General features: G+C 63.9%; 14 protein-coding genes and 1 pseudogene. 14 read left to right on the forward strand and 1 reads right to left on the reverse strand.

Annotation, left to right across the window (positions count from 1 at the left end; translation table 11 throughout):
• Positions 1–26: 26 nt before the first annotated feature.
• From FHS84_RS11355 to FHS84_RS11380, 6 genes are all read left to right on the forward strand, one after another.
• Complete coding sequence (locus tag FHS84_RS11355; protein ID WP_166934232.1) at positions 27–2288, forward strand: WD40/YVTN/BNR-like repeat-containing protein; 2262 nt, start codon at positions 27–29, stop codon at positions 2286–2288.
• Positions 2289–2778: 490 nt separating this feature from the next.
• Positions 2779–5619: a TIM-barrel domain-containing protein gene (locus tag FHS84_RS11360; RefSeq protein ID WP_166934234.1), complete on the forward strand. Its 2841-nt coding sequence runs from the start codon at positions 2779–2781 to the stop codon at positions 5617–5619.
• A gap of 79 nt (positions 5620–5698) precedes the next feature.
• Positions 5699–7303 (forward strand): hypothetical protein, encoded by a 1605-nt coding sequence (locus FHS84_RS11365; RefSeq protein WP_166934236.1) that lies wholly within the window; start codon positions 5699–5701, stop codon positions 7301–7303.
• Between the two features lie 95 nt (positions 7304–7398).
• Positions 7399–9546, forward strand: a complete 2148-nt coding sequence (locus tag FHS84_RS11370; protein WP_166934238.1) for an alpha-N-acetylglucosaminidase — start codon at positions 7399–7401, stop codon at positions 9544–9546.
• Positions 9543–10664: an acyltransferase family protein gene (locus FHS84_RS11375; protein ID WP_166934240.1), complete on the forward strand. Its 1122-nt coding sequence runs from the start codon at positions 9543–9545 to the stop codon at positions 10662–10664. Before FHS84_RS11370 ends, FHS84_RS11375 begins: the two co-directional genes overlap by 4 nt.
• Before the next feature lie 227 nt (positions 10665–10891).
• Positions 10892–11146, forward strand: a complete 255-nt coding sequence (locus FHS84_RS11380) for a hypothetical protein (protein WP_166934242.1) — start codon at positions 10892–10894, stop codon at positions 11144–11146.
• Between the two features lie 18 nt (positions 11147–11164).
• Here the strand turns inward: FHS84_RS11380 and FHS84_RS11385 are convergent, their stop codons facing one another.
• The gene (locus tag FHS84_RS11385; RefSeq protein ID WP_166934245.1) at positions 11165–12949 is read right to left on the reverse strand and encodes a glycoside hydrolase family 15 protein; all 1785 of its coding nucleotides are present in this window, start codon (positions 12947–12949) and stop codon (positions 11165–11167) included.
• A 227-nt stretch (positions 12950–13176) separates the two neighbouring features.
• Here FHS84_RS11385 and FHS84_RS11390 point away from each other — a divergent pair, with 227 nt between their 5' ends.
• From FHS84_RS11390 to FHS84_RS11420, 8 genes and pseudogenes are all read left to right on the forward strand, one after another.
• The gene (locus FHS84_RS11390; RefSeq protein WP_166934247.1) at positions 13177–13764 is read left to right on the forward strand and encodes an anthranilate synthase component II; all 588 of its coding nucleotides are present in this window, start codon (positions 13177–13179) and stop codon (positions 13762–13764) included.
• A 1-nt stretch (position 13765) separates the two neighbouring features.
• Positions 13766–14794 (forward strand): anthranilate phosphoribosyltransferase, encoded by a 1029-nt coding sequence (gene trpD / locus FHS84_RS11395; protein ID WP_166934249.1) that lies wholly within the window; start codon positions 13766–13768, stop codon positions 14792–14794.
• Complete coding sequence (gene trpC / locus FHS84_RS11400) at positions 14791–15591, forward strand: indole-3-glycerol phosphate synthase TrpC (RefSeq protein WP_166934251.1); 801 nt, start codon at positions 14791–14793, stop codon at positions 15589–15591. Before trpD ends, trpC begins: the two co-directional genes overlap by 4 nt.
• Positions 15592–15646: 55 nt before the next feature.
• Positions 15647–16768, forward strand: a complete 1122-nt coding sequence (locus FHS84_RS11405; RefSeq protein ID WP_166934255.1) for an alpha/beta hydrolase — start codon at positions 15647–15649, stop codon at positions 16766–16768.
• 40 nt (positions 16769–16808) lie between these two features.
• Positions 16809–17279, forward strand: a pseudogene (gene moaC, locus FHS84_RS21855) (cyclic pyranopterin monophosphate synthase MoaC); the annotation flags it as partial.
• Between the two features lie 141 nt (positions 17280–17420).
• On the forward strand, positions 17421–17585 hold the full coding sequence (locus FHS84_RS21860) for a helix-turn-helix domain-containing protein (RefSeq protein WP_243850972.1): 165 nt from the start codon (positions 17421–17423) through the stop codon (positions 17583–17585).
• Positions 17582–18796 (forward strand): molybdopterin molybdotransferase MoeA, encoded by a 1215-nt coding sequence (locus tag FHS84_RS11415; RefSeq protein WP_166934263.1) that lies wholly within the window; start codon positions 17582–17584, stop codon positions 18794–18796. Before FHS84_RS21860 ends, FHS84_RS11415 begins: the two co-directional genes overlap by 4 nt.
• Before the next feature lie 164 nt (positions 18797–18960).
• Complete coding sequence (locus tag FHS84_RS11420) at positions 18961–20232, forward strand: MFS transporter (RefSeq protein WP_166934267.1); 1272 nt, start codon at positions 18961–18963, stop codon at positions 20230–20232.
• Positions 20233–20283: the final 51 nt, after the last annotated feature.

Raw genomic sequence — 20283 nt, forward strand, 5'->3', positions numbered from 1 at the left:
AAGTGATCGCGCCCAGGAGAGGCAAAATGTTCGGATCGATGTTCGCGCGTTTCGGCGTCGCGGTTCTTGCCGTCTGCTTGAGCGTCATGCCCGCGCGCGCTGCGGACGATGCCGGCGCACATTATACATGGAAGAGCGTCAAGGTCGGCGGCGGCGGTTACATCCCCGGACTGATCTTCTCGCCGGTCGAAAAGGGACTGGCGTATCTGCGTTCAGATATGGGCGGCATCTATCGCTGGGATGACAAGGCCAAGGCCTGGCTCCCGCTGCAGGACGACAATCCCGAACCGAGCTATCGCGGCATCGAGAGCATCGCCCCCGATCCGGTCGACGGTTCCGTCGTCTATGCGGCGGTGGGCGTCTATCGCGGCGGTGCGGCGGCGATCCTGCGGTCGAACGATCGCGGCGATCACTGGGAGACGGTCCCGGTACCGTTCCGCATGGGCGGCAACGAAGAAGGCCGCGATCTCGGCGAACGTCTCGCCGTCGATCCCAACAACACGTCCGTTCTCTATTTCGGTTCGCGCTACGACGGACTGCAGCGTTCCGCCGACAAAGGTGCGACGTGGTCGAAGGTGGCGAGTTTCCCCCTGCCCGGCCTCGGCGTGCCCGGCGGCTATGCCCGCCCCTATGCCGGCCTGAGCTTCGTCGTGTTCGATCCGCAAAGCGGAACCAAAGGCGCCGGCAGCAAGACGATTTTCGTCGGCGTCGCCGATCCGGGCGAACATCATCTCTATCGCTCCGATGACGCCGGCAAGACCTGGGCGCCGGTTGCGAACGAACCGCCGGCCAGTCTTCTTCCGGGGCAGGCGCAGATCGACGCCAAAGGCAATTTGTACATCACCTATGCCAACAGCATGGGGCCGTGGGCGGTCAACGACGGCGCGGTCATGAAGCTCAACACCAAGACCGGCGTCTGGACCAACATCTCGCCCGACAAAGGCGGATTCATGGGCCTGTCGCTCGATCGCCAGCATGAAGGCACGCTGGTGGCGGCGACCATCGGCGGCAACAGCGGTCCCGACACCATCTATCGCTCGACCGATGGCGGTGCGCATTGGACCTCGCTGCGCGAGATTTCCAAGCGCGATGTCTCGTCGGTGCCGTTCCTCTATTGGGGCGAAAAGGAAGCCGAGTTCGGATGGTGGATCACCGGCCTCGCGATCGATCCGTTCGACTCCGGCCATATCGGCTACACCACCGGCGCGACCGTTTACGGCACGCACGAACTCACCAATGCCGATGCGAGCAAGCCGATCCTGTGGACGCCGTGGGTTGAGGGCGTCGAGCAGACGGCCGTCATCACGATGTCGAGCCCGGCGAAAGGCGCGCCGCTGATTTCCGGTTTCGGCGACATCGGCGGCTTCGTGCATTGGGATTTGTCGGTCTCGCCGCCGATCACCTCGAACCCGATGTTCACCAACACCAACACGATCGACTACGCCGAGAAGGCGCCGAACGTGATCGTGCGCAGCGGCACCCACTCCAAGCACAACCGGCCGGTCAGCTACACGCTCGCCTACTCGACCGACTCCGGCAAAACCTGGAACGGGCTCAAGGCGCCGCTGCCGGCGGGCTACATCGAAATCCCGCAGGACAAGATCGGCTACAATTACGGCGATCCCTATATCGACGCGAACATCGTGGTCTCGGCGGACGGCAAGACGTTCGTGGTGATGACGCCCGAGCCGGTGGTGACGGCCGACCGCGGCAAGACCTGGACCAAAACCGACGGCCTGCCCGCGCACCACGGCTGGATCGTCGCCGATCGCGCCGACGCAGCCCGCTTCTACGCACTCGATTACGCCACCGCGACGCTCTACGTCTCGACCGACGGCGCCCGCACCTTCAAGGCGCAGCCCACGGCCGGACTGCCCGCCAATGTCGCCGCGCGCGAGCCGAACGGACGCGAAGCCGTCAATCCGCTGGTGGCTTCACCCGACAAGAAGGGCGAACTGTGGTTCATCGGCACCGACGGGCTTTATCGCTCGACCGACGGCGGCAAGCATTTCGTCGCCACGGCCGGCGGGCTCGTCGCCTACCACATGGACTTCGGCAAAGCGGCGCCACACGCGAAAGGCGCAACCGTCTTCGCTCTCGGCAGCTTGAACGGCACCGTCGCGATCTATCGCTCGCTCGACCAAGGCGCCTCGTGGCAACGCGTCAACGACAGCGCACACGAATACAATCGCGCCTTCCGCCGTGTGGCGGCCGACAAGAACGTGTTCGGGCGGGTCTATGTCGCCACCGACGGGCGCGGGATCGTTTACGGCGAGCCGGCCAAATAGGCAGGACACTGCCGTGCCTGCGTTCCGGGCAAAAAAAGACGAGGCGTTTTTAGGCGCCTCGTCAGTTTGGTTAGTGTGCTCGAAGGAGACGTCCAATCATCGCTTAGAGTGGGCACCAACCAGTCGCTTACAGCCGGCCTAGAGCGCCAGCCAGAATTAGGCCATATTTCCGATCATTTGTATGATAAGTCGACGAACAATTTGCAATCGTTCTCCGACTTACCTCATCTGCCGGGCATGCGATTTTCCGTCGCTTCCGGTCGAAGCCGGCAGCATGAGACCGGGTCTGGTAATTCTGTGAATTCATATCCTTGGCTCCGATTTCGGATCCGGTTCGTCGCCCCCAATCTAGCGCCTGCATCCAAACGCCGCACCTTAAAAACACGTGACCTGCGCCTGAGGGTCGCCGAACGCAGTGTTTCCGCCCGCCCGCATTGGTCATATAAATTCCACAAATCAACCACCGCATGGTTTGACGGGGACACCGCTCATGAGACTGGCATTGTTCACCACGGCGTTTGCCGCGGCTCTATTCCTCATCCCCGCTACGGCAGCTCCGGCAAATTCGCCCGAGGTCCGCACCATCGCCAACGGCGCCGCCCTCGATCGCGGTGGCATGCACGTCAAGTTGGAATTCACCGCGCCGGGTACCGTGCGCGTGATGAAGTGGACCGATGGCGGCAGCGACAAGAAGCGGAGCCTGTCCGTGGTGCAGTCCGCGTCGGCAAAGCTGGCGATTAAAACGGCTCAAACCGAAAGCGCTGTCACGCTCGATAGCGGTACGCTGAAGGTCGTGCTCAACACGGCCGACGGAACGATCCGCTTCGTCGCGCCGGACGGACACACGCTGCTTCAGGAGCAAGGCCCCGCCCAGTTCTCCCCCACCGGCCTCAAGCAGGAACCGAAAGCGTTCTCGATCCGGCAGGATTTCAAGCTCGCCGCCGGCGAAGGCATCTACGGCTTCGGCCAGAGCCAGGACGGCGTGTTCAACTGGCGCGACCATAGCGCGAAGATCGTGCAGGCCAACACCGCAGCGGTGACGCCGGTGCTGGTGTCGACCAACGGCTACGGCATCTTCTGGGACAATTATTCGAAGACGCTGTGGAACGACGACGCCAAGGGCGCCTCGCTGTGGTCGGAAGTGGCCGACAATGTCGACTACTACTTCTTCGCCGGCCCGACCATCGACGACGCCATCGTCCGTTATCGCCAACTCACCGGCGCCGCGCCGATGTACGGCAAGTGGGCCTACGGCTACTGGCAGTCGAAGGAGCACTATCACACCCAGAAGGAACTGCTCGACGTCGCCCGCAAGTATCGCGACCTCCAGATTCCGATCGACGGCATCATCCAGGACTGGAACTATTGGGACGGCCTGCAGAATTGGGGTTCGACGGTGTGGGACGCGACGCGCTATCCCGATCCCAAGGCGATGTACGACGAACTGCACAGCCTCAACTTCCACGCCATGACGGTGATCTGGGAAGCGCTCGGCCCGGCGTCGGACATCCATAAGGAAATGGACAAGCGCGGCTGGCTCTATTCGCCGGTCGGCTGGGCGGGCTTCAAGTACTACGACGCCTACAATCCGGCCGCCAACGACCTGTTCTGGGAGTATGTCCGCAAGAACATCTTCTCCAAGGGCAACGACGCCTGGTGGATGGACTCGACCGAACCGGACATCGTCAACGCGCTGACCAAAGACGCCCACGAATACGAAATGAAGAAGGTCGAGGACAACGCGATCGGTTCGTTCGCGCGCTATCTCAACCCCTATTCGCTGGTGGTGACCGAGAGCGTCTACAAGAACCAGCGCAAGGATACCGACAAGAAGCGCGTCTTCATCCTGACCCGCTCCACCTTCGCCGGACAGCAGCGCGCCGCCGCAGCAACGTGGTCGGGCGATATCGGCGCCGATTGGGGCGTCTATGCCGCGCAGATTCCGGCCGGCATCAATCATTCCATGTCGGGCATTCCCTACTGGACGTTCGACATCGGCGCCTTCTCGCTCGGCTGCCAGGGCGGCGTGTTCGCCAACGGCGGCAAGGATCCGGCCTATCAGGAACTCTATACGCGCATGTTCCAGTTCGGCACCTTCGCGCCGATCTTCCGCAGCCACGGTTCGGAAACGCCGCGCGAGATCTGGGAATTCGGCGAGCACACGCCGACGCTGATCAAGTTCGACACGCTGCGCTACCGGCTGATGCCCTATATCTATTCGCAGGCCTGGCAGGTGACGCACAACGGCGCCTCGATCATGCGCGGCCTACCGATGGACTTCCCGAACGATCCGGCGGCCCGCGATGTCGGCGATCAGTTCCTGTTCGGGCCATCGCTGATGGCCGCCCCGGTAACGACGCCGATGTATCACCGCCCGCCGGAAGCAAGCGTGCTGGCGACCGGTCCGAGCCTCTTCCACACGCCGGACGGCAAGAAGGAAGGCCTCAAGGCGACCTATTTCTGCGACGAGAAATGGGAAAAGGTCTGCCACGAAGCCGTCGAACCGGCCGTCGATCTCTACTGGTACACGGGCTGGCCGGAATTCATCAAAGGTCCGAAATTCTCGATGCGCTGGGAAGGCAAGCTGACGGTTCCGGTCTCCGGCACCTATCGCTTCGATCTCAAGAGCTTCGGCCCGAAGAAGATCTATCTCGACGGCAAGGAAGTCGCCCACAACTACGACTCCATGGGGTCGTGGACGATTCCGCTGCAGCTCGAAGCCGGCAAAACCTACGACTTCAAGTTCGAGACCAACAACGCCGTGCTCGGCGCCTTCCGCGCTCAGGTCTATTGGAAGACGCCCGCAGCGCATGCCCGCGATGCCGCGCCGCTGACGGTGAAGGACAAGACCCGCGAGGTCTATCTGCCGTCGGGAACTGGCTGGTTCGATTTCTGGACCGGCAAGGCGATGAACGGCGGACAGAAGGTTTCTGCCGCGGCCGACATCACCACCATGCCGCTGATGGTCCGCGCCGGATCGATCGTGCCGATGGGTCCGGTGGTGCAGTACGCCACCCAGAAGCCGGCCGACACCATCGAACTGCGCGTCTATCCCGGCGCCAACGGCAACTTCGTGCTCTATGAAGACGAGAACGACACCTATGCCTATGAAAAAGGCATCTATGCCACCATCGCCTTCCATTGGAACGACGCCAAGCGCACGCTGACCATCGATCCGCGCAAGGGCAAGTTTCCGGGAATGCTTGCGAAACGTACGTTCAAGATCGTGATCGTCGGCGACGGTCATGGCGCAGGCATCGACGATACGGCAAGGCCGGACAAAACCGTGATTTATGACGGTCGCAAAACAGTCGTGGCGCTGACGCGCTGATATTTGTAAGCATCACCAGCCTTGTGTGGGCCGGGTGTCTGTTGATAAGCAGGCACCCGGCACCAGCAAGGGACACCGTGTGACCGCAACAGAGTTCGACCGCGCCCGATCCAATGCACCCGTTGGGGCGGTGCGATTCCGCAGCGTTGCGATTTTTTCCGTCTGGGTCCTCGCGATCGTTCCGTTCTTCCTGGGCACTCTGCCGCCGGTGATGGATGTCCCCAATCACCTGACGCGCATCTGGCTGCTCGCCGAAGGGCTCAACCACGCGCCGCTGTCGGCGATGTACGAAGCGCGCTGGAGCCAGGCCGCCACCAACATCTTCGTCGACCTGATCGGCACCTCACTGGCGCGCGCTATCGGTATCGATGCGGTCGGCAAAGTGCTGCTGGTGGCGATGTTCCTGCTGCCGCCGCTCGCGGCGCTCCGGCTCAACAAGAAACTGTTCCGACGCACGGGATGGTGGGCGCTGGCCGGCGTGATGCTGGTGTGGAGCACGACCGCCGTGACCGGCCTGATCTCCTACCAGATCGGCCTCGCCGCCGCGCTCGCCGCCGCGGCACTGGTGCATCCGATCGAGCGGGCGTCGGCGAAGCAGCTTCTCGCGATCTTTGTGTGCACGGCGGTGCTGCTGTTCGTCCATCCTTTCGGCGCGCTGTTCTTCATGCTGCTCAACATCGCCCTGATCTTCGGGCCGCGATGGACGAACCTTTTGAACGGCAAGATCGGGCGCATTGCGGCGGTAGCGGCCGTATCGATCGTTCCCGTCATTCTGTTGATGCTGCTGGCACCGCACCCGCCGGGCGCCAACAAGACGCACGAAGCCTTCGTCTATTGGCAGCCGCTGAGCACCACGTTTTCGCCCACCACCGTCGGCCTCGTACTGCTGTCGCCGATCCTGAGCTACAAGGCCTCGCTTGACGTGCTGCTGGTGCTGCCGGTGCTCGGCCTCCTCGGATGGCTGGCATACAAGCGGCAGATAAAGGTCCATGCGGGACTTCTGCTGGTCGCAGCCGTGCTGGAATTCATCTCACCGATCTTGCCGATGAATATCGGCGACGGCGGCGCGCTCGTCATCCGCTTTCCCGAAATGGCGGCGCTGATGGCACTGGCGGGATTGAGCCCGGCCTTCAACACCCAGCGGCAGCGTGCCGTGTTTGCCGGCGTCCTGGCGCTCGCCGCCGTCGTCCGTATCGGCACAATCGGCTGGATCTGGCAAATGCGGGCGGCCGATGTCGAGCAATTGAAGACGGCCACCCGTGCACTGCCGCCCGGCGCCTCCGTGATTGTGCTGCAACAGCACTGGGACGAAATCACGGGCGCTCCGCTAGGCCGTCTGGTGGCGGGATTTCCCAGCGGACGCTGCGCCTCCGAGCGTCATTACGGCTCGCTGGTGGTGATGTGGCGGCAGGTGTTCATCCCGAGCCTCTTCACGGTCCCTGGTCAGCAACCGCTGGCGGTGAAGCCGCCCTATCTGGCAAAATCCGTCTATTCTTCGGGCATCCCGTTCACCGACGACATGAACATGCCCATTCCCCAGCGCCTGGATCCCTATCTCAAGCATTGGCACCGGGATTTCGATTACGTGCTGCTCCTCAATGCCGATCTCGGCAATGCGTCCCTGCCCGGCACGCGCGTCGTCGCCGACGAGGGTTTCGCGCGGCTCTACCAGGTCGTGCGCTGAACCCCTTGCGCTGCGCCGCCGGCCGGTCCACCATAACTCTTTATGGAAACGTTTCCATGATTTAGGGTTGGCGGCGGATTCGGCAGGGGGCTCGCATGTGGACGCGGCGCGGATTTCTCATCGCGACAGGCACAAGCCTGGCAACCTCCGGCGCATATGCCGACGGCGCGCACACGGTCCGCGTCCTTCTGAGCCGCCTGATCGGATCGCGCGCGGATGCATTCGACTTCCGATTGGAGCCGGGAAGCGGCCAGCCCTACTTCGCCGTTACGACCGATGGCGACACCATCCGCATCACCGCCGATAGCCCGGTGGGGCTTGCGCGCGGCGCTTACGCCTATCTCGGCCACATCGGCGCGGCGCAGATGAACTGGGAAGGCACGCGCGTTGCCCTGCCCGCCCGCCTGCCGCCCGCGAGCATTCCCCGGTCGCCGACGCCGTTCCGCCATCGCGCCTATCTCAATCCGTGCGCCTTCGGCTACACGACGCCGTTCTGGGACTGGGCGCGGTGGGAACGCGAACTCGACTGGATGGCGCTGCACGGCATCGACATGCCGCTGGCCATGGACGGCCAGGAATTCGTCTGGCGCGCGCTGTGGCAAGAGGCAGGCCTCAGCGAGGCGGAACTCGACGCCTATTTCTGCGGCCCTGCGTTCCTGCCGTGGCAGCGGATGGGCAACATCGAAGGCCACGGCGGCCCGCTACCGCAACGCTGGATCGCCCGCTCGCGCGACATTCAATTGAAGTTCATGGCGCGCTGCCGCGACCTCGCCATGACGCCGATCCTGCCCGCGTTCGCCGGTTACGTGCCCAAGGCGTTCGCGGTGAAACATCTCGGCGCCCGCATCCATCGGATGGAGCCCTGGGGCGGCTTCCATGAAACCTATTGGCTGGAACCGACCGATCCGCTGTTCGCGCAATTGCAGCGGCGCTTCCTTGATCTGTATACGGCCGAATACGGCGACGGCACCTATTATCTCGCCGACGCGTTCAACGAAATGAAGCCGCCGGTGGGCTCCGACCGCTTCGCCGATCTGGCGCGCTACGGCAAAGCCCTGTTCGACTCCCTGCATGCGGTGAAGCCGAAAGCCGTGCAGGTGATGCAGGGCTGGCTGTTCGGCATCGATCCCGAATTCTGGACGCCGGACAGCGTCAAGGCGTTCCTGCGCGACGTGCCCGACGACAAACTGATGGTGCTCGATATCGCCAACGACACCTATCCTGGCGTGTGGGAGAAACAGAAAGCATTCGGCGGCAAAAGCTGGGTGTTCGGCTACATCCACGATTTCGGCGGCAACAACCCGCTGTTCGGCGACCTGCCGCTGGTCGAGAAAGACCTTTCGACCGTACCTGCGCGCGCCGGCAAAGGACGGCTGGAAGGCTTCGGCGTTTTCCCCGAAGGCCTGAACACCAACTCGGTCGTCTATGACTTCATGTTCGACCGCGCTTGGCCATCCGCGGACGCGCCTCGCGACATCAATGGCTGGCTCGCGGAATATCTGCGCGCCCGCTATGGCAAGACCGATGCACACCTGCTGGCGGCGTGGTCCGATCTGGTGCAGGCCGTCTATCGCGTACCGAACTGGCGCAGCGGCTGGTGGAAAGGCGCGTTCGGCTGTTACCTTTTCACCAAACGTCCCGATCCGGCGCTTGCGGATTTCGGCACGGAACTCGGCGATCATGCTTTGCTCGCCCGCGCGGTGAAGGCGCTTGCCGCGCTGTCGCCCGCTTACGGCAGCGAGCCGCTGTTCCGCTACGATCTCGTCGCCGCCGCCAGCCATCTCGCACTCATCAAGGCCGACGGGATGTTGCTGCAAGCGATCAAGACCGATGACGCCCGCGCGTGGCAGGAATTCGAGCGCATCCTCAACACCGTCGACGCCCTCCTCGGCGCCCAGCCGTTCGGCTTGCCGCAATGGCTGGAGGAAGCCCGCGCCTGCGGCACCACACCGGCGGAACAGGCCTATTACATTGAGAACGCCAAGCTGCAGGTCACGCTGTGGGGCGGCGATGCGGTGCTGAAGGATTACGCCTCCAAGGCGTGGCACGGGCTGATCCGGCATTTCTATCTGCCGCGTTGGCGGGCATTCCGGGCGGCCCGCGGCAAAGAATTCGACGCCAAGCGCTTCACGGCGGACCTGATCGCGTGGGAGAATGCCTGGGTGCGCGACGGCAAGGTCTATGTCCGCGAAGTACCCGCCCGCCCGCTCGACGACGTCAACCGGCTTTTGGGAATGCTATGACCTCCGATAAACCCCGCTACGCCGCTCTCGATGTATTCCGTGGGCTGACGATCTTCCTGATGATCCTGGTCAACACGCCAGGGCCGGGCGCCCATCCGTGGCCGTTCCTCGTCCATGCCGACTGGTTCGGCTTCACCGGCGCCGATTTCGTGTTTCCGTCTTTCTTGTTCGCGATGGGCAGCGCGCTGGTATTCGTGCTCGCCCGCCCGATGAGCCACGGCGAATTCCTCGCCCGCAGCTTCAAGCGCGCCGGACTTCTCTTCCTGATCGGCTTCCTGATGTTCTGGTATCCGTTCGTGAAGGTGACGCCGGACAACCATTTCGCGCTGTTCCCGTTCGCCGACACGCGCTTTCTCGGTGTGTTGCAACGGCTGGCAGTGTGCTACGCCCTGGCCGCGGTGGCGGTGCGGTTCCTGAAGCCGAAGCAGATCGTGGTGCTGTGCATCGGCATCCTGGTGCTTTATTGGGCGCTGATGGTGTTCTGCGCCGCGCCGGGCATGGCGTTCGACAAAGTGAACAATTTCGGTTCGGTGGTGGATCGCTTGCTGATCCCGCAGAGCCATCTCTACCGCTGGGACGACGGCTTCGAGCCCGAAGGCCTGCTCGGCAATCTGCCCGCAACGGTGAACGTGCTCGCCGGATATCTCGCCTGCCGCTACATCGTCTCGGCGCCCGCTACGATCGGACGGGTGCAGGTGGTGGCGTTCGGCGGCGTCGCGCTCGCCATCACCGGCTTGTTCGTCAGCGCCTTCGTCCCGCTGTCGAAGAAGCTCTGGACCGACAGCTTCGTGCTGGTGACGGTGGGTCTCGATCTCGTGCTGCTGGCGCTTCTGGTGGCGGTTCTCGACGTGATGCGCCTGCCCGTCCGCACCGGCTTTTTCGAAATCCTCGGCAAGAACCCGCTGGCGGTTTATTTGCTCTCCGAGATGCTGATGCTGACGCAGGCGCTCGCCAAGCCGTTCACCGGTGTCGAACCCTATCGCTGGATTGGCGTGGAGGTGTTCCAGCGGCTGGCGCCCGGTCCGGCCGGCTCGTTCCTTTGCGCCCTTGTCTACACGCTGGCATGCTGGCTGTTCGGCTACCTCTTGTACCGCAAGCGCGTGTTCGTGCGGCTGTAGTGCGCTTTACTTGAAATCGACCGCCACTTTGTCGATCGCGCCTTCGAACGCGAACGGCGCCCGATACGCAAATGAACATTTTGGTCCAGGGGCCGCTAGCGCCCCCGTTTCAGGGAACAATGGCGTCCTGCGCAAACATGGATGCCATTTCAGCGACCAACCATTGCTAATATCCGATCGGTCTCCATATTAGCGTCAGAGGGGCTGGCCCAACGACGGAGACCGGCATGGACAGCAACTTTTCTGCCGACAATCCCCCGCCATCGGACACGCCTTTGGCCCGGCAGCGCTATTACGCACGAAAAGCTGCAGCAGCGCACGACGCGCATCGCTTCTGGCCTATGATGTGGTTCGAGCTTGCCCGCGACTACAACGCCGCCGTCGCGAACGTAGCGGCATTTGTACGTTGGATTGACGATCGTCCTCCGGAGAAGGGCAAACACGGCGAAGTGCGGCGGCCGTCCAAGAACGATCCCCCGTAAACGATCACCAGGCCGGCGTCACCCCGGCTGTCGGCCGGAACTGCTGCGCGTGTTCGCCGGACCGAAACCGGCGAGATTGAAGGCCGTGTTGACCAGGGCCAGATGCGTCAGCGCTTGCGGGAAATTGCCCAGCATCGTCGCCGACGAAACGTCGTATTCCTCGGCGAACAAGCCGAGATCGTTGCCGGCCTTCAGATACTTTTCGAACAATTCCTCGGCCTCGTCGTTGCGCCCCTGCAGGCTCAGGCAATCGGCATACCAGAAGCAGCACGGCAGGAACGCACCTTCCTCCTCCCGGATGCCGTCGTCGCTCTCGGAGTTGTCGTAACGGTAGACGAAGCCATCCCGCATGAGATGTTTGCTGATGCCGTCCAGCGTGCCGGTAATGCGCGGATCGTGGATCGGCAGGAAACCCGTGATCGGGATCAGCAGCGTTGCGGCGTCGAACGTCTCGGAACCATAGGATCGGGTGAAGGCGTTGAGACGCTCGCTGAAGCCTTTCTTGCAGACTTCGTCGTGGACCTCGGTCCGCAGCGCCCGCCAGGTATCGACGGGGCCGTCGAACTTGAAGCGCTCGGCGGATTTCACCGCCCGGTCGAACGCCACCCAGGCCTGCGCACGCGACTGGGTGAAAAACTCGGGATCGCTGCGCTGTTCCCAGAATCCGGCGTCCGGTTTGCGCCATGCCGTTTCGAGGCGCGCCATCATCTGCCCTAACTTGGTCCAGGAACTCTCGATTTCACTGCCGGCGAGAGAATGCCACTGATAGATCGTGTCGAGCACTTCGCCGTAGATATCGAGCTGGAACTGGCGGCACGCGGCATTGCCAAACCGTACCGGCCGCGCTCCGCCGAAACCCGGAAGCCACTCCGCCTCGTATTCGGGAAGATCGGGATTGCCCAGCAGTCCATAGACCGGCTGCGCCGCCGCCTGTTCGGGTTTGATGGCGTCGAGCATCCAGTGCACCCAAGCCCCCGCCTCATCGCGATAGCCCGCATGCAGCAAAGCCAGAACGGTCATGGTGGAGTCGCGCAGCCAGCAGAAGCGGTAATCCCAGTTGCGCGAACCGCCGAGTTTTTCCGGCAGCGAAGTGGTGGGCGCGGCGACCATTCCGCCGGTCGGCTGATGAATGAGAGCCTTGAGGGTAATCAGCGAGCGGATGACCGTATCGCGCCACCGGCCCTGATACCCGCATTGCCCGGCCCAATCGCGCCAGTAGGCCTCGCACTGCTGCAGCGTCCGGTCCAATTCGGCGGAGTCTTTGACGGGACGCCGGCCCAGTTCGAACGTAATCCGATCGCCGGCCGACAGTTCAATACGCGCGTCGGGCCCAAGATACTCTTCGCGCGAACACCACAGACGCACCTCGTCGACCCCGGCGCGGGCAATCGCCTGTCCCTGCTCGCGCGACCATTGCGGCGCACGCTTGCCGTTGCCGAATACGGGATTGAAGCAATGCCGGACGGCCATGTGCCCGTCTTCGCAAACCAGCATCCGGATGAGTGCACCGTCCGCCGCGCCGACCGGCATGAAATCCACCAAACGCGCCCGGCCGAGTTCGGTGGTGAATTGCGTTTCCAGAACCAGCGTTTCGTGACGGTATTTGCGCGTGCTCTTGAATGGCTCGGCCGGGGTGATGGTCCAATGACCGTGCCGCTCGTCGCCCAACAGAGCGGCAAAACAGGCATCGGAATCGAAACGCGGCCAGCACAGCCATTCGATGGCACCGCAGCGGTGCACCAGGGCCGCCGTCCGCCCGTTACCGATCAGGGCGAAATCCGAGATATCTGGTTTTTGTGTCACTCAACTTCGAACGCCCAATAGCCGTGCCGAGTTCCGGTCCCTGCCTGGACCGGCGGCCCATTGCCTGCCCATAAATGCGGCACTGCGAACTCGCTGCACATGCCACCTTTCCTTCCTCGACCGGTTCCGCGAAAATGGCCTGTCCCGGCCGTTGCGAGAGTCATGCCCCGCTGCGGAAGGATATGTGCGCACCCGAGTAATACGAGGAATTTCAAAGAGTTACCTGAATGCTTCTCCTGATCGATAACTACGACAGCTTCACCTACAACCTGTTTCACTACCTCGGCCAGCTCGGGGCGGAGGTGAAGGTGGTGCGCAACGACGAGATTTCCACCGCCGAAGCCCTCGGAATGAAGCCGGAGGCCATCGTGCTGTCGCCCGGTCCCTGCACGCCCAACGAGGCCGGGATCTGCTGCGACGTGATCGAAAAAGCGAACGGCTCGGTGCCGATTTTCGGCGTCTGCCTCGGCCACCAGTCGATCGGACAGGTCTATGGCGGCAAGATCGTGCGCGCACCGGAGCCGATGCACGGCAAACTGTCGAAGATCCACCACACCGGAAAGAGCGTCTTCCGCGGGCTCAACAACGACTTCACCGCGACGCGCTACCACTCGCTGACCATCGCGCCGGAATCGATGCCGGATTGCCTCGAAGTCACGGCGGTCGCCGAAGACGGCGTCATCATGGGCGTGATGCACAAGACCCATCCGGTGCACGGCGTCCAGTTCCATCCCGAGAGCATCGCCTCCGAGAACGGCCACGCGCTGCTGCAGAACTTCCTGCGCATGGCGCATCAATACGAAAAGGTCGGCTGAAATGAGCCACCTTGATTTCTCCGTTCTCCTGAAACGCGTCGCTGCGGGCAAAACGCTCGATGCCGAAGCCTCGGCTGCCGCCTTCACCGCCATCATGGCCGGTCAGGTCGGCGAAGCGCAGATGGCAGGCCTGCTCACCGCCATGGCCGTCCGCGGCGCCACCATCGACGAGATCACCGGCGCCGTGACCGCGATGCGAACCGCGATGAAGCGCATGACGGCCCCCGCCAACGCCATCGATCTGGTCGGCACCGGCGGCGACGGCCATTCGACGCTCAACATCTCGAGTGCGGCCTGTTTCGTCACCGCGGCGTGCGGGGTTCCGGTCGCCAAGCACGGCAACCGCAACATGTCGTCCAAGACCGGCGCGGCCGACGTGCTGGAAGCGCTCGGCGTCAAAGTCGACGTGCCGCCCGAAGTCGCGGAACGTTGCGTCGCCGAAACGGGCGTCTGTTTCCTGTTCGCCCAGGGCTATCACCCGGCGATGAAGAACGTGACGCCGGTTCGCCGCGCGCTCGGTTTTCGTACCATCTTCAATCTGATCGGCCCCTTGTCGAACCCGGCCGGCGTCAAGCGGCAACTGCTCGGCGTCTACGCGCTGGATCTGATGGAGCCGGTCGCGCATGTGTTGGCCGCCCATGGTGCCGAAAAGGCCTGGGTGGTGCACGGCCACGACGGTCTCGACGAGATGTCGATTTCCGGCCCGACCCATGTCGCGGTGCTGGAGAACGGCCAGGTCACCACCATGACGGTGACGCCGGACGACGCCGGCCTGCCCCATTATCCGCTGCTCGCGGTGAAGGGCGGCGAAGCGCCGGAGAACGCGGCGGCCCTCGCCCGCCTGCTCGACGGCGAGCAAGGCGCTTATCGCGATATCGTTCTTCTCAACTCCGCCGCAGCGCTGATCGTTGCCGACAAGGCGCAGAGCTTGCGCGAAGGCGTCGACATCGCCGCCAAGGCCATCGACAGCGGCGCGGCCAAAGCGGTGCTGCAGAAACTCATCGCGGTTTCGAACGGGGTCACCCCGTGAACATCCTCGACAAGATCGCGGCCTACAAGCGCGAGGAAGTGGCGCGCGCCAAGGAAACGATTTCGCCGGTGGAGATCGTCACCTGCGCCCGCGCCGCCGATCCGGTACGCGGGTTCAAGAATGCGCTGCTCAAGGCGCGGCTCGACCGACGTTTCGGCTTGATCGCCGAGATCAAGAAGGCGAGCCCGTCGAAGGGCCTGATCCGGGCCGATTTCGATCCGCCCAAGCTGGCGCGGGCCTATGCACAGGGCGGCGCTACCTGCCTGTCGGTCCTGACCGATACGCCGTCGTTCCAGGGTGCGCCCGAGTTCCTCGTCGCCGCGCGCGACGCCGTCGACCTGCCCGTCCTGCGCAAGGACTTCCTGGTCGAGCCTTATCAGGTCGCCGAAGCCCGCGCCTGGGGCGCCGACGCCATTCTCATCATCATGGCAATGGTCGATGACGATACCGCGAACGCCCTCCACCGCGCCGCGCACGATTTCGGCATGGATGCGCTGGTCGAGGTCCACAACGAGGCGGAACTTTCGCGCGCCTTGGATATCGGGGCCGAAATGATCGGCATCAACAATCGCGACCTCAAGACCTTCGTCACCGATGTCGGCGTCACCTTGGCGCTGGCGCCACGCGTTCCGGCCGACAGGCTGGTGGTGGCGGAAAGCGGGCTGGCCACACGGGCCGATCTCGACCGTCTGGCCGAGGCCGGGGTCACCACCGTCCTGATCGGCGAGACCCTGATGCGCCAGGACGACGTCGCCGCGGCCGCTGCCGCCCTGGTGGGGAGCCCATTTCGCAACTGACGCGCCTTCCCGTTATGGCAGCAGTCTCATCACCGAGGCAGATCGAGGGAGAAACATGCGCATCATCGAATGGCTCATCCTTTCCGCTCTCATTTTTCCGGCCGCTGCGGCACCTCGGGGCGGCCTGGACGATTGCACCACTGCAGCTTCGACCGCCGTGGCCTGCCGGTTGCCGGCGCCAGACGCGGCGGACGTGCATCATCGTCTTTCGGCGCAAAATACCGCGTGGTGGCGCGATGGTGATCGCTTCTTCATTGTAACCCGCGCGAAGGCCGCCAAGGTCAGCATCTGCTGCACGTTCCAGGCGCCCATGGATCGCATCCCGGGCACGGATGACTGGACCTTTGCGATCAAAAGTCCGCATCTCGATGACGCCATAATCGATATCCTCGTCCGTCCGGACGAGACGTGGCCGTCCAGCGCGCCTGCGATCTGGCATGGTCCGAAAGCGCCTGCGGCACCGAAACAAGGCTTCATTCCGCCGGACCGGCTCAAGACCATCGAAATCGACAGTCCCAATCTCGGCGAAAAGCGAAAGATCGCGATTTACCTGCCGCCGGGCTTTAATGCGGCCAAGCGTTATCCGGTGATCTACATGGCCGACGGCCAGGATACCGGCGCGCGGGCCGGCATCGCGGAGGCGCTTATCGCTGCCGGAAAGCTGCCACCCTTGGCGCTGGTGGGTCTTTATGCCGGCGAAGGTCGGCCTCTGTCCGACAACCAAGCCGATCGCCGTAATCTCGACTACCTGCTGGACCTCGTCCCTGGCGACGCCTTCTTCCGCAAACATGAGGCATTTCTTCTGAACGAGGTGATGCCGCTGGCGGAGAAGGACTTCGGCGCGTCCTCCGATCCCGCGGATCGCCTGCTCGTGGGACAGTCGAGCGGAGCGACGTGGGCGGTGGATACGGCATTGCGGCACCCGCAGTCGTTCGGGCGTGCGGCCGGGCTCTCCATCTGCTGGCGCCGGGTCCATGATTGGGGGGCGGAGAAAGCGAAATTGTTCCTCGGCGGCGGTCTATTCGAAAGCTGCGGCGAGACGACCGCGCAAGCCGCGGCCGGGGCCAAAGCCGCGGGAGAAACCGTCAGGTTCATTTCATATGCGTCGGGCCACTCTCGAGCCATGTGGGACGTCCTGTTTGCCGACGCCCTCGTGTGGGCCTGGGGCGTGAATTAGCCCCCTCGCCTCGACCGCAGAACTTTCCTAGACTTGTCCCATGGCCAATCTCACCCATCTCGACGAAACCGGGGCTGCTCGCATGGTGGACGTTTCGGGCAAGGATACGACGGAGCGTGAAGCGATCGCCGAAGCGCTGATCGTTCTCAGCCAAGAAGCCTACGACGCCGTCACGGCGGGCGAAGCGCCCAAAGGCGACGTTCTGGCGGCGGCGCGCATTGCCGGCATCATGGCGGCGAAGAAGACGCCCGAGCTGATCCCGCTCTGCCACAGCCTCGCGCTCAGCAAGGCCGAGGTCGCATTCGAGAATGTTGCCGAAAGGAATGCCATCCGCATCACCGCGACCGTCAAGACCACGGGACGCACGGGCGTCGAGATGGAAGCGCTGACCGCCGCCTCGATCGCCGCCCTCACCGTCTACGACATGACCAAAGCCATCGACAAAGCGGCGGTGATCGAAAGCGTGCGGCTGGTGTCCAAGTCCGGCGGCAAGAGCGGACCGTTTATCGCCCCGCCGTACCGCTCGGCACGCAAGACGGCCGTAGCGCCGAACCGCCGTCCCACCACCTTGGTGGGCGAAGTCGCCGCCCCGGCCGTGACGCCTTCGGCCGATGCCCAGATCGCCACCAAGACCGCGGCGTTCCGGAATTTCATGACCACGCATCATCTGCGCGCCACCGAATGGGCCAAGAAAGCCGGCGTTCCGGCGTCGCAAGTGTACGCGTTCCTGACGGGACGGTTGCGGGCGCTGCCCGACGATGTCATTCAGAAGCTGGCGAGCGCCGCCCAAGTCAGGCCGGAGGACATGTTCCGATGATTACCGTCGAAGAAGCCCAAGCCAGGGTCGTCGCGACCTTCAAGCCGATCGATACCGAGCTTGAAGACCTCACGCATCTCAGTGGGCGGACGGCGGCGGAAGACATCCGGGCGGCGGCAGACAACCCGCCGATGCCGATTTCGACGGTCGACGGCTATGCGGTTCGCCGCGCCGACGGCGAGACGACGCGCAAGATCGTCGGACGGGCGGCGCCCGGCCATCCCTATCGCGGCAGCGTCGGCAACGGCGAGGCGGTCCGCATCGTCATCGGCGGCGTGCTTCCCGAAGGCGCCGATGCCATCGTGTTCCACGAAGAAGCCAGCGACGAGAGCGGCGATCTCCATTTCTCGAATGCCGCAGTGCATCCCGAGCACATCCGTCCCGCCGGTCTCGATTTCAAGGCGGGCTCGGTGCTCGTTCCGGCCGGCAAGCGCATCACGGCGCGCGACATGGCTTTGCTCGCCGCCGGCGGTGTTGCCCAGGCGAAAGTGCGCCGGCGTCCGCGCGTGGCAATCGCCTCGGTGGGCGACGAGCTATCCGCCCCCGGCGATCAGCGGCGTCCCGGCGACATCTATGCCGCGACCGGCTACGGCCTTTCAGCGATGATCGCCAGTTGGGGCGGCGCGCCGTGCGATTTCGGCATCCTCGAGGACAACGCCCAGGAAATCGCGACCATCGCCGATGCCGATGCCGACCTCGTGGTGGCCCTCGGCGGCAATTCGGTTGGCAACACGGACCTGATCGCCCGCGCGCTCGGCAGCACCGATTTCAGCATGGAAACCTGGAAGGTTGCCTATCGTCCCGGTCGCCCGCTGCTGTTCGGACAGCTCGGCGGCACGCCGATGCTGGGCTTTCCCGGTAATCCCGCTTCGGCCCTGGTGTGTGCGCTGCTGTTCATCCGTCCGAGCCTCGATGTCATGCTCGGCACCCAACAAAGCACCTGCAGCCTGCCGCAGCGCTTCAAGTGCGGCTGTCACGCCATGTCGGCGCGCCTGACCACCGAACTGCCCGCCACCGACGAGCGCAAGACCTATGTCCGCGCCCGCCTCGCGATGCAGGGCGGCGAAGTGTGGGCCGAGCCGTATCCGGTGCTGGAGTATCCGATGCTGTCGGTGCTGGCCAAGGCCGATGCGCTCGTCGTGCTGCCGCCCAATGCCCCGGCCGCCAAGGCCGGCGACATGGTCGAGATCATCCCGCTCGACGGATATTGAGACCCGCGTCTCACCCGTCCGCGCGCAACAAGCACAACGTGAAACGGCGTTGGGGTTTCGCACCCTGGGTGGTCCGCATTCACGGTCTGTTGACGCTCTCCGTGACGGAAGAATTAACGTCTCTAGACGGATGATTGCCCGGTAAAGCGCACCGGGGGGTGCAGATGCCAGGTCGAATGCGTCAGGACGTAAAGCGGTATCCGCTGGCGTTTGCGCTGACCGTTTCCCTGTTCGCGATCTGGGGCGGAGCCCACCGCATTTTCGGGATCGTCTCGCCGCAGTTCGAGCGGTTCTTCGCGCTCAGCTATCTGCAGTCTTCGGTCATCTTTCTCAGCCTCAATCTCAGCTATCTGCTGATCGCATTGCCGGTCGGACTTTTCCTGCGCCGCTTCGGCTACAAGCTCGGGCTTGTATCGGGGGTCGTCTTCTTCGCCTGCGGTGCGCTGGCGCTCTATCCCGCCGTGACCCGGCATCAGGTGCTGTTCCATGTCGCGTCGGTGGTCGTCACCGGCATCGGCTGGGCCTTCCTCGAAGTCAGCGCCAATACGCTGATCGTGCGCATGGGACGGGCCGAAACCGCGATACGGCGCCTCAACCTGGCGCAGTGCTTCTATCCCGCCGGATTGATGGTGGCGACCTTGTTCGCGACGGAATTCACGCTGCCGCCGCAGAACGCCGAGTTCGGCCAGTTCGTCAATATCGTGGTCAGGCCCTATGTCGTCGGCGGCCTAGGCGCCTTGTTGTTCGCTCTCGTGATGGAGAGCGTCGAATTTCCGCCGGTCGCCAACGAGCGTCCCGCCCGCGGAACGCGCGCCCTCGGCGACATCAAACTTCTTCTGCAAAACGCCGATTTCCGCACCGGCGTCGCCGTACTCACCATCTACTCCGCGGCACTTTCCTTCCTGTGGGGCTCGACGGTCCGCTACGCCCGCCACGTCCTCGATGTGCCGCCCGCCGCAGGCTGGGTGGTCTTTTCGGTGGCGACGTGGTGCCTGTGCGCCGCCGGGCGCATCACCGGCACCGCATTGATGGGGCGTATCGACCCGATGCGCCTGCTCGCCGCCTTTGCCGTATGCGCGACCGCCCTCTGCTTTGTTCCCGCCGTCAGCGACAGCGTCGTCGGACTGGGATGCATGCTGGGCGCCAGTTTCTTCATCTCGATCATGTTCCCCACCATCTTCGCCCGGACGATCAAGGATCTCGGAGCGCAGATGGCCGTCGGCGCCGGTATGCTGGTGGCGGGAGCGGGATTGGGCGGACTGATCAGCGTCATCGCGCAGCGCTCGCTGGCCGGCCTTCCCGGTTTCGTCCACCTCAGCCTGGCAGTGGCGGGACTCGGCATGGGACTGGTTCTGCTCTATGCCGTTTCCGGCCGGACCGCCGCGACACCCAATCCAATTCGCATTTCCAGCGCTTTCCGTCGTACGTCTCCGTAACGCCCTAGACCTTCGTTAACCGCGGCGGGTGCAAACTGCATCCTGCAACGC

This window comes from Rhizomicrobium electricum (assembly GCF_011762045.1).
Lineage (GTDB): Bacteria > Pseudomonadota > Alphaproteobacteria > Micropepsales > Micropepsaceae > Rhizomicrobium > Rhizomicrobium electricum.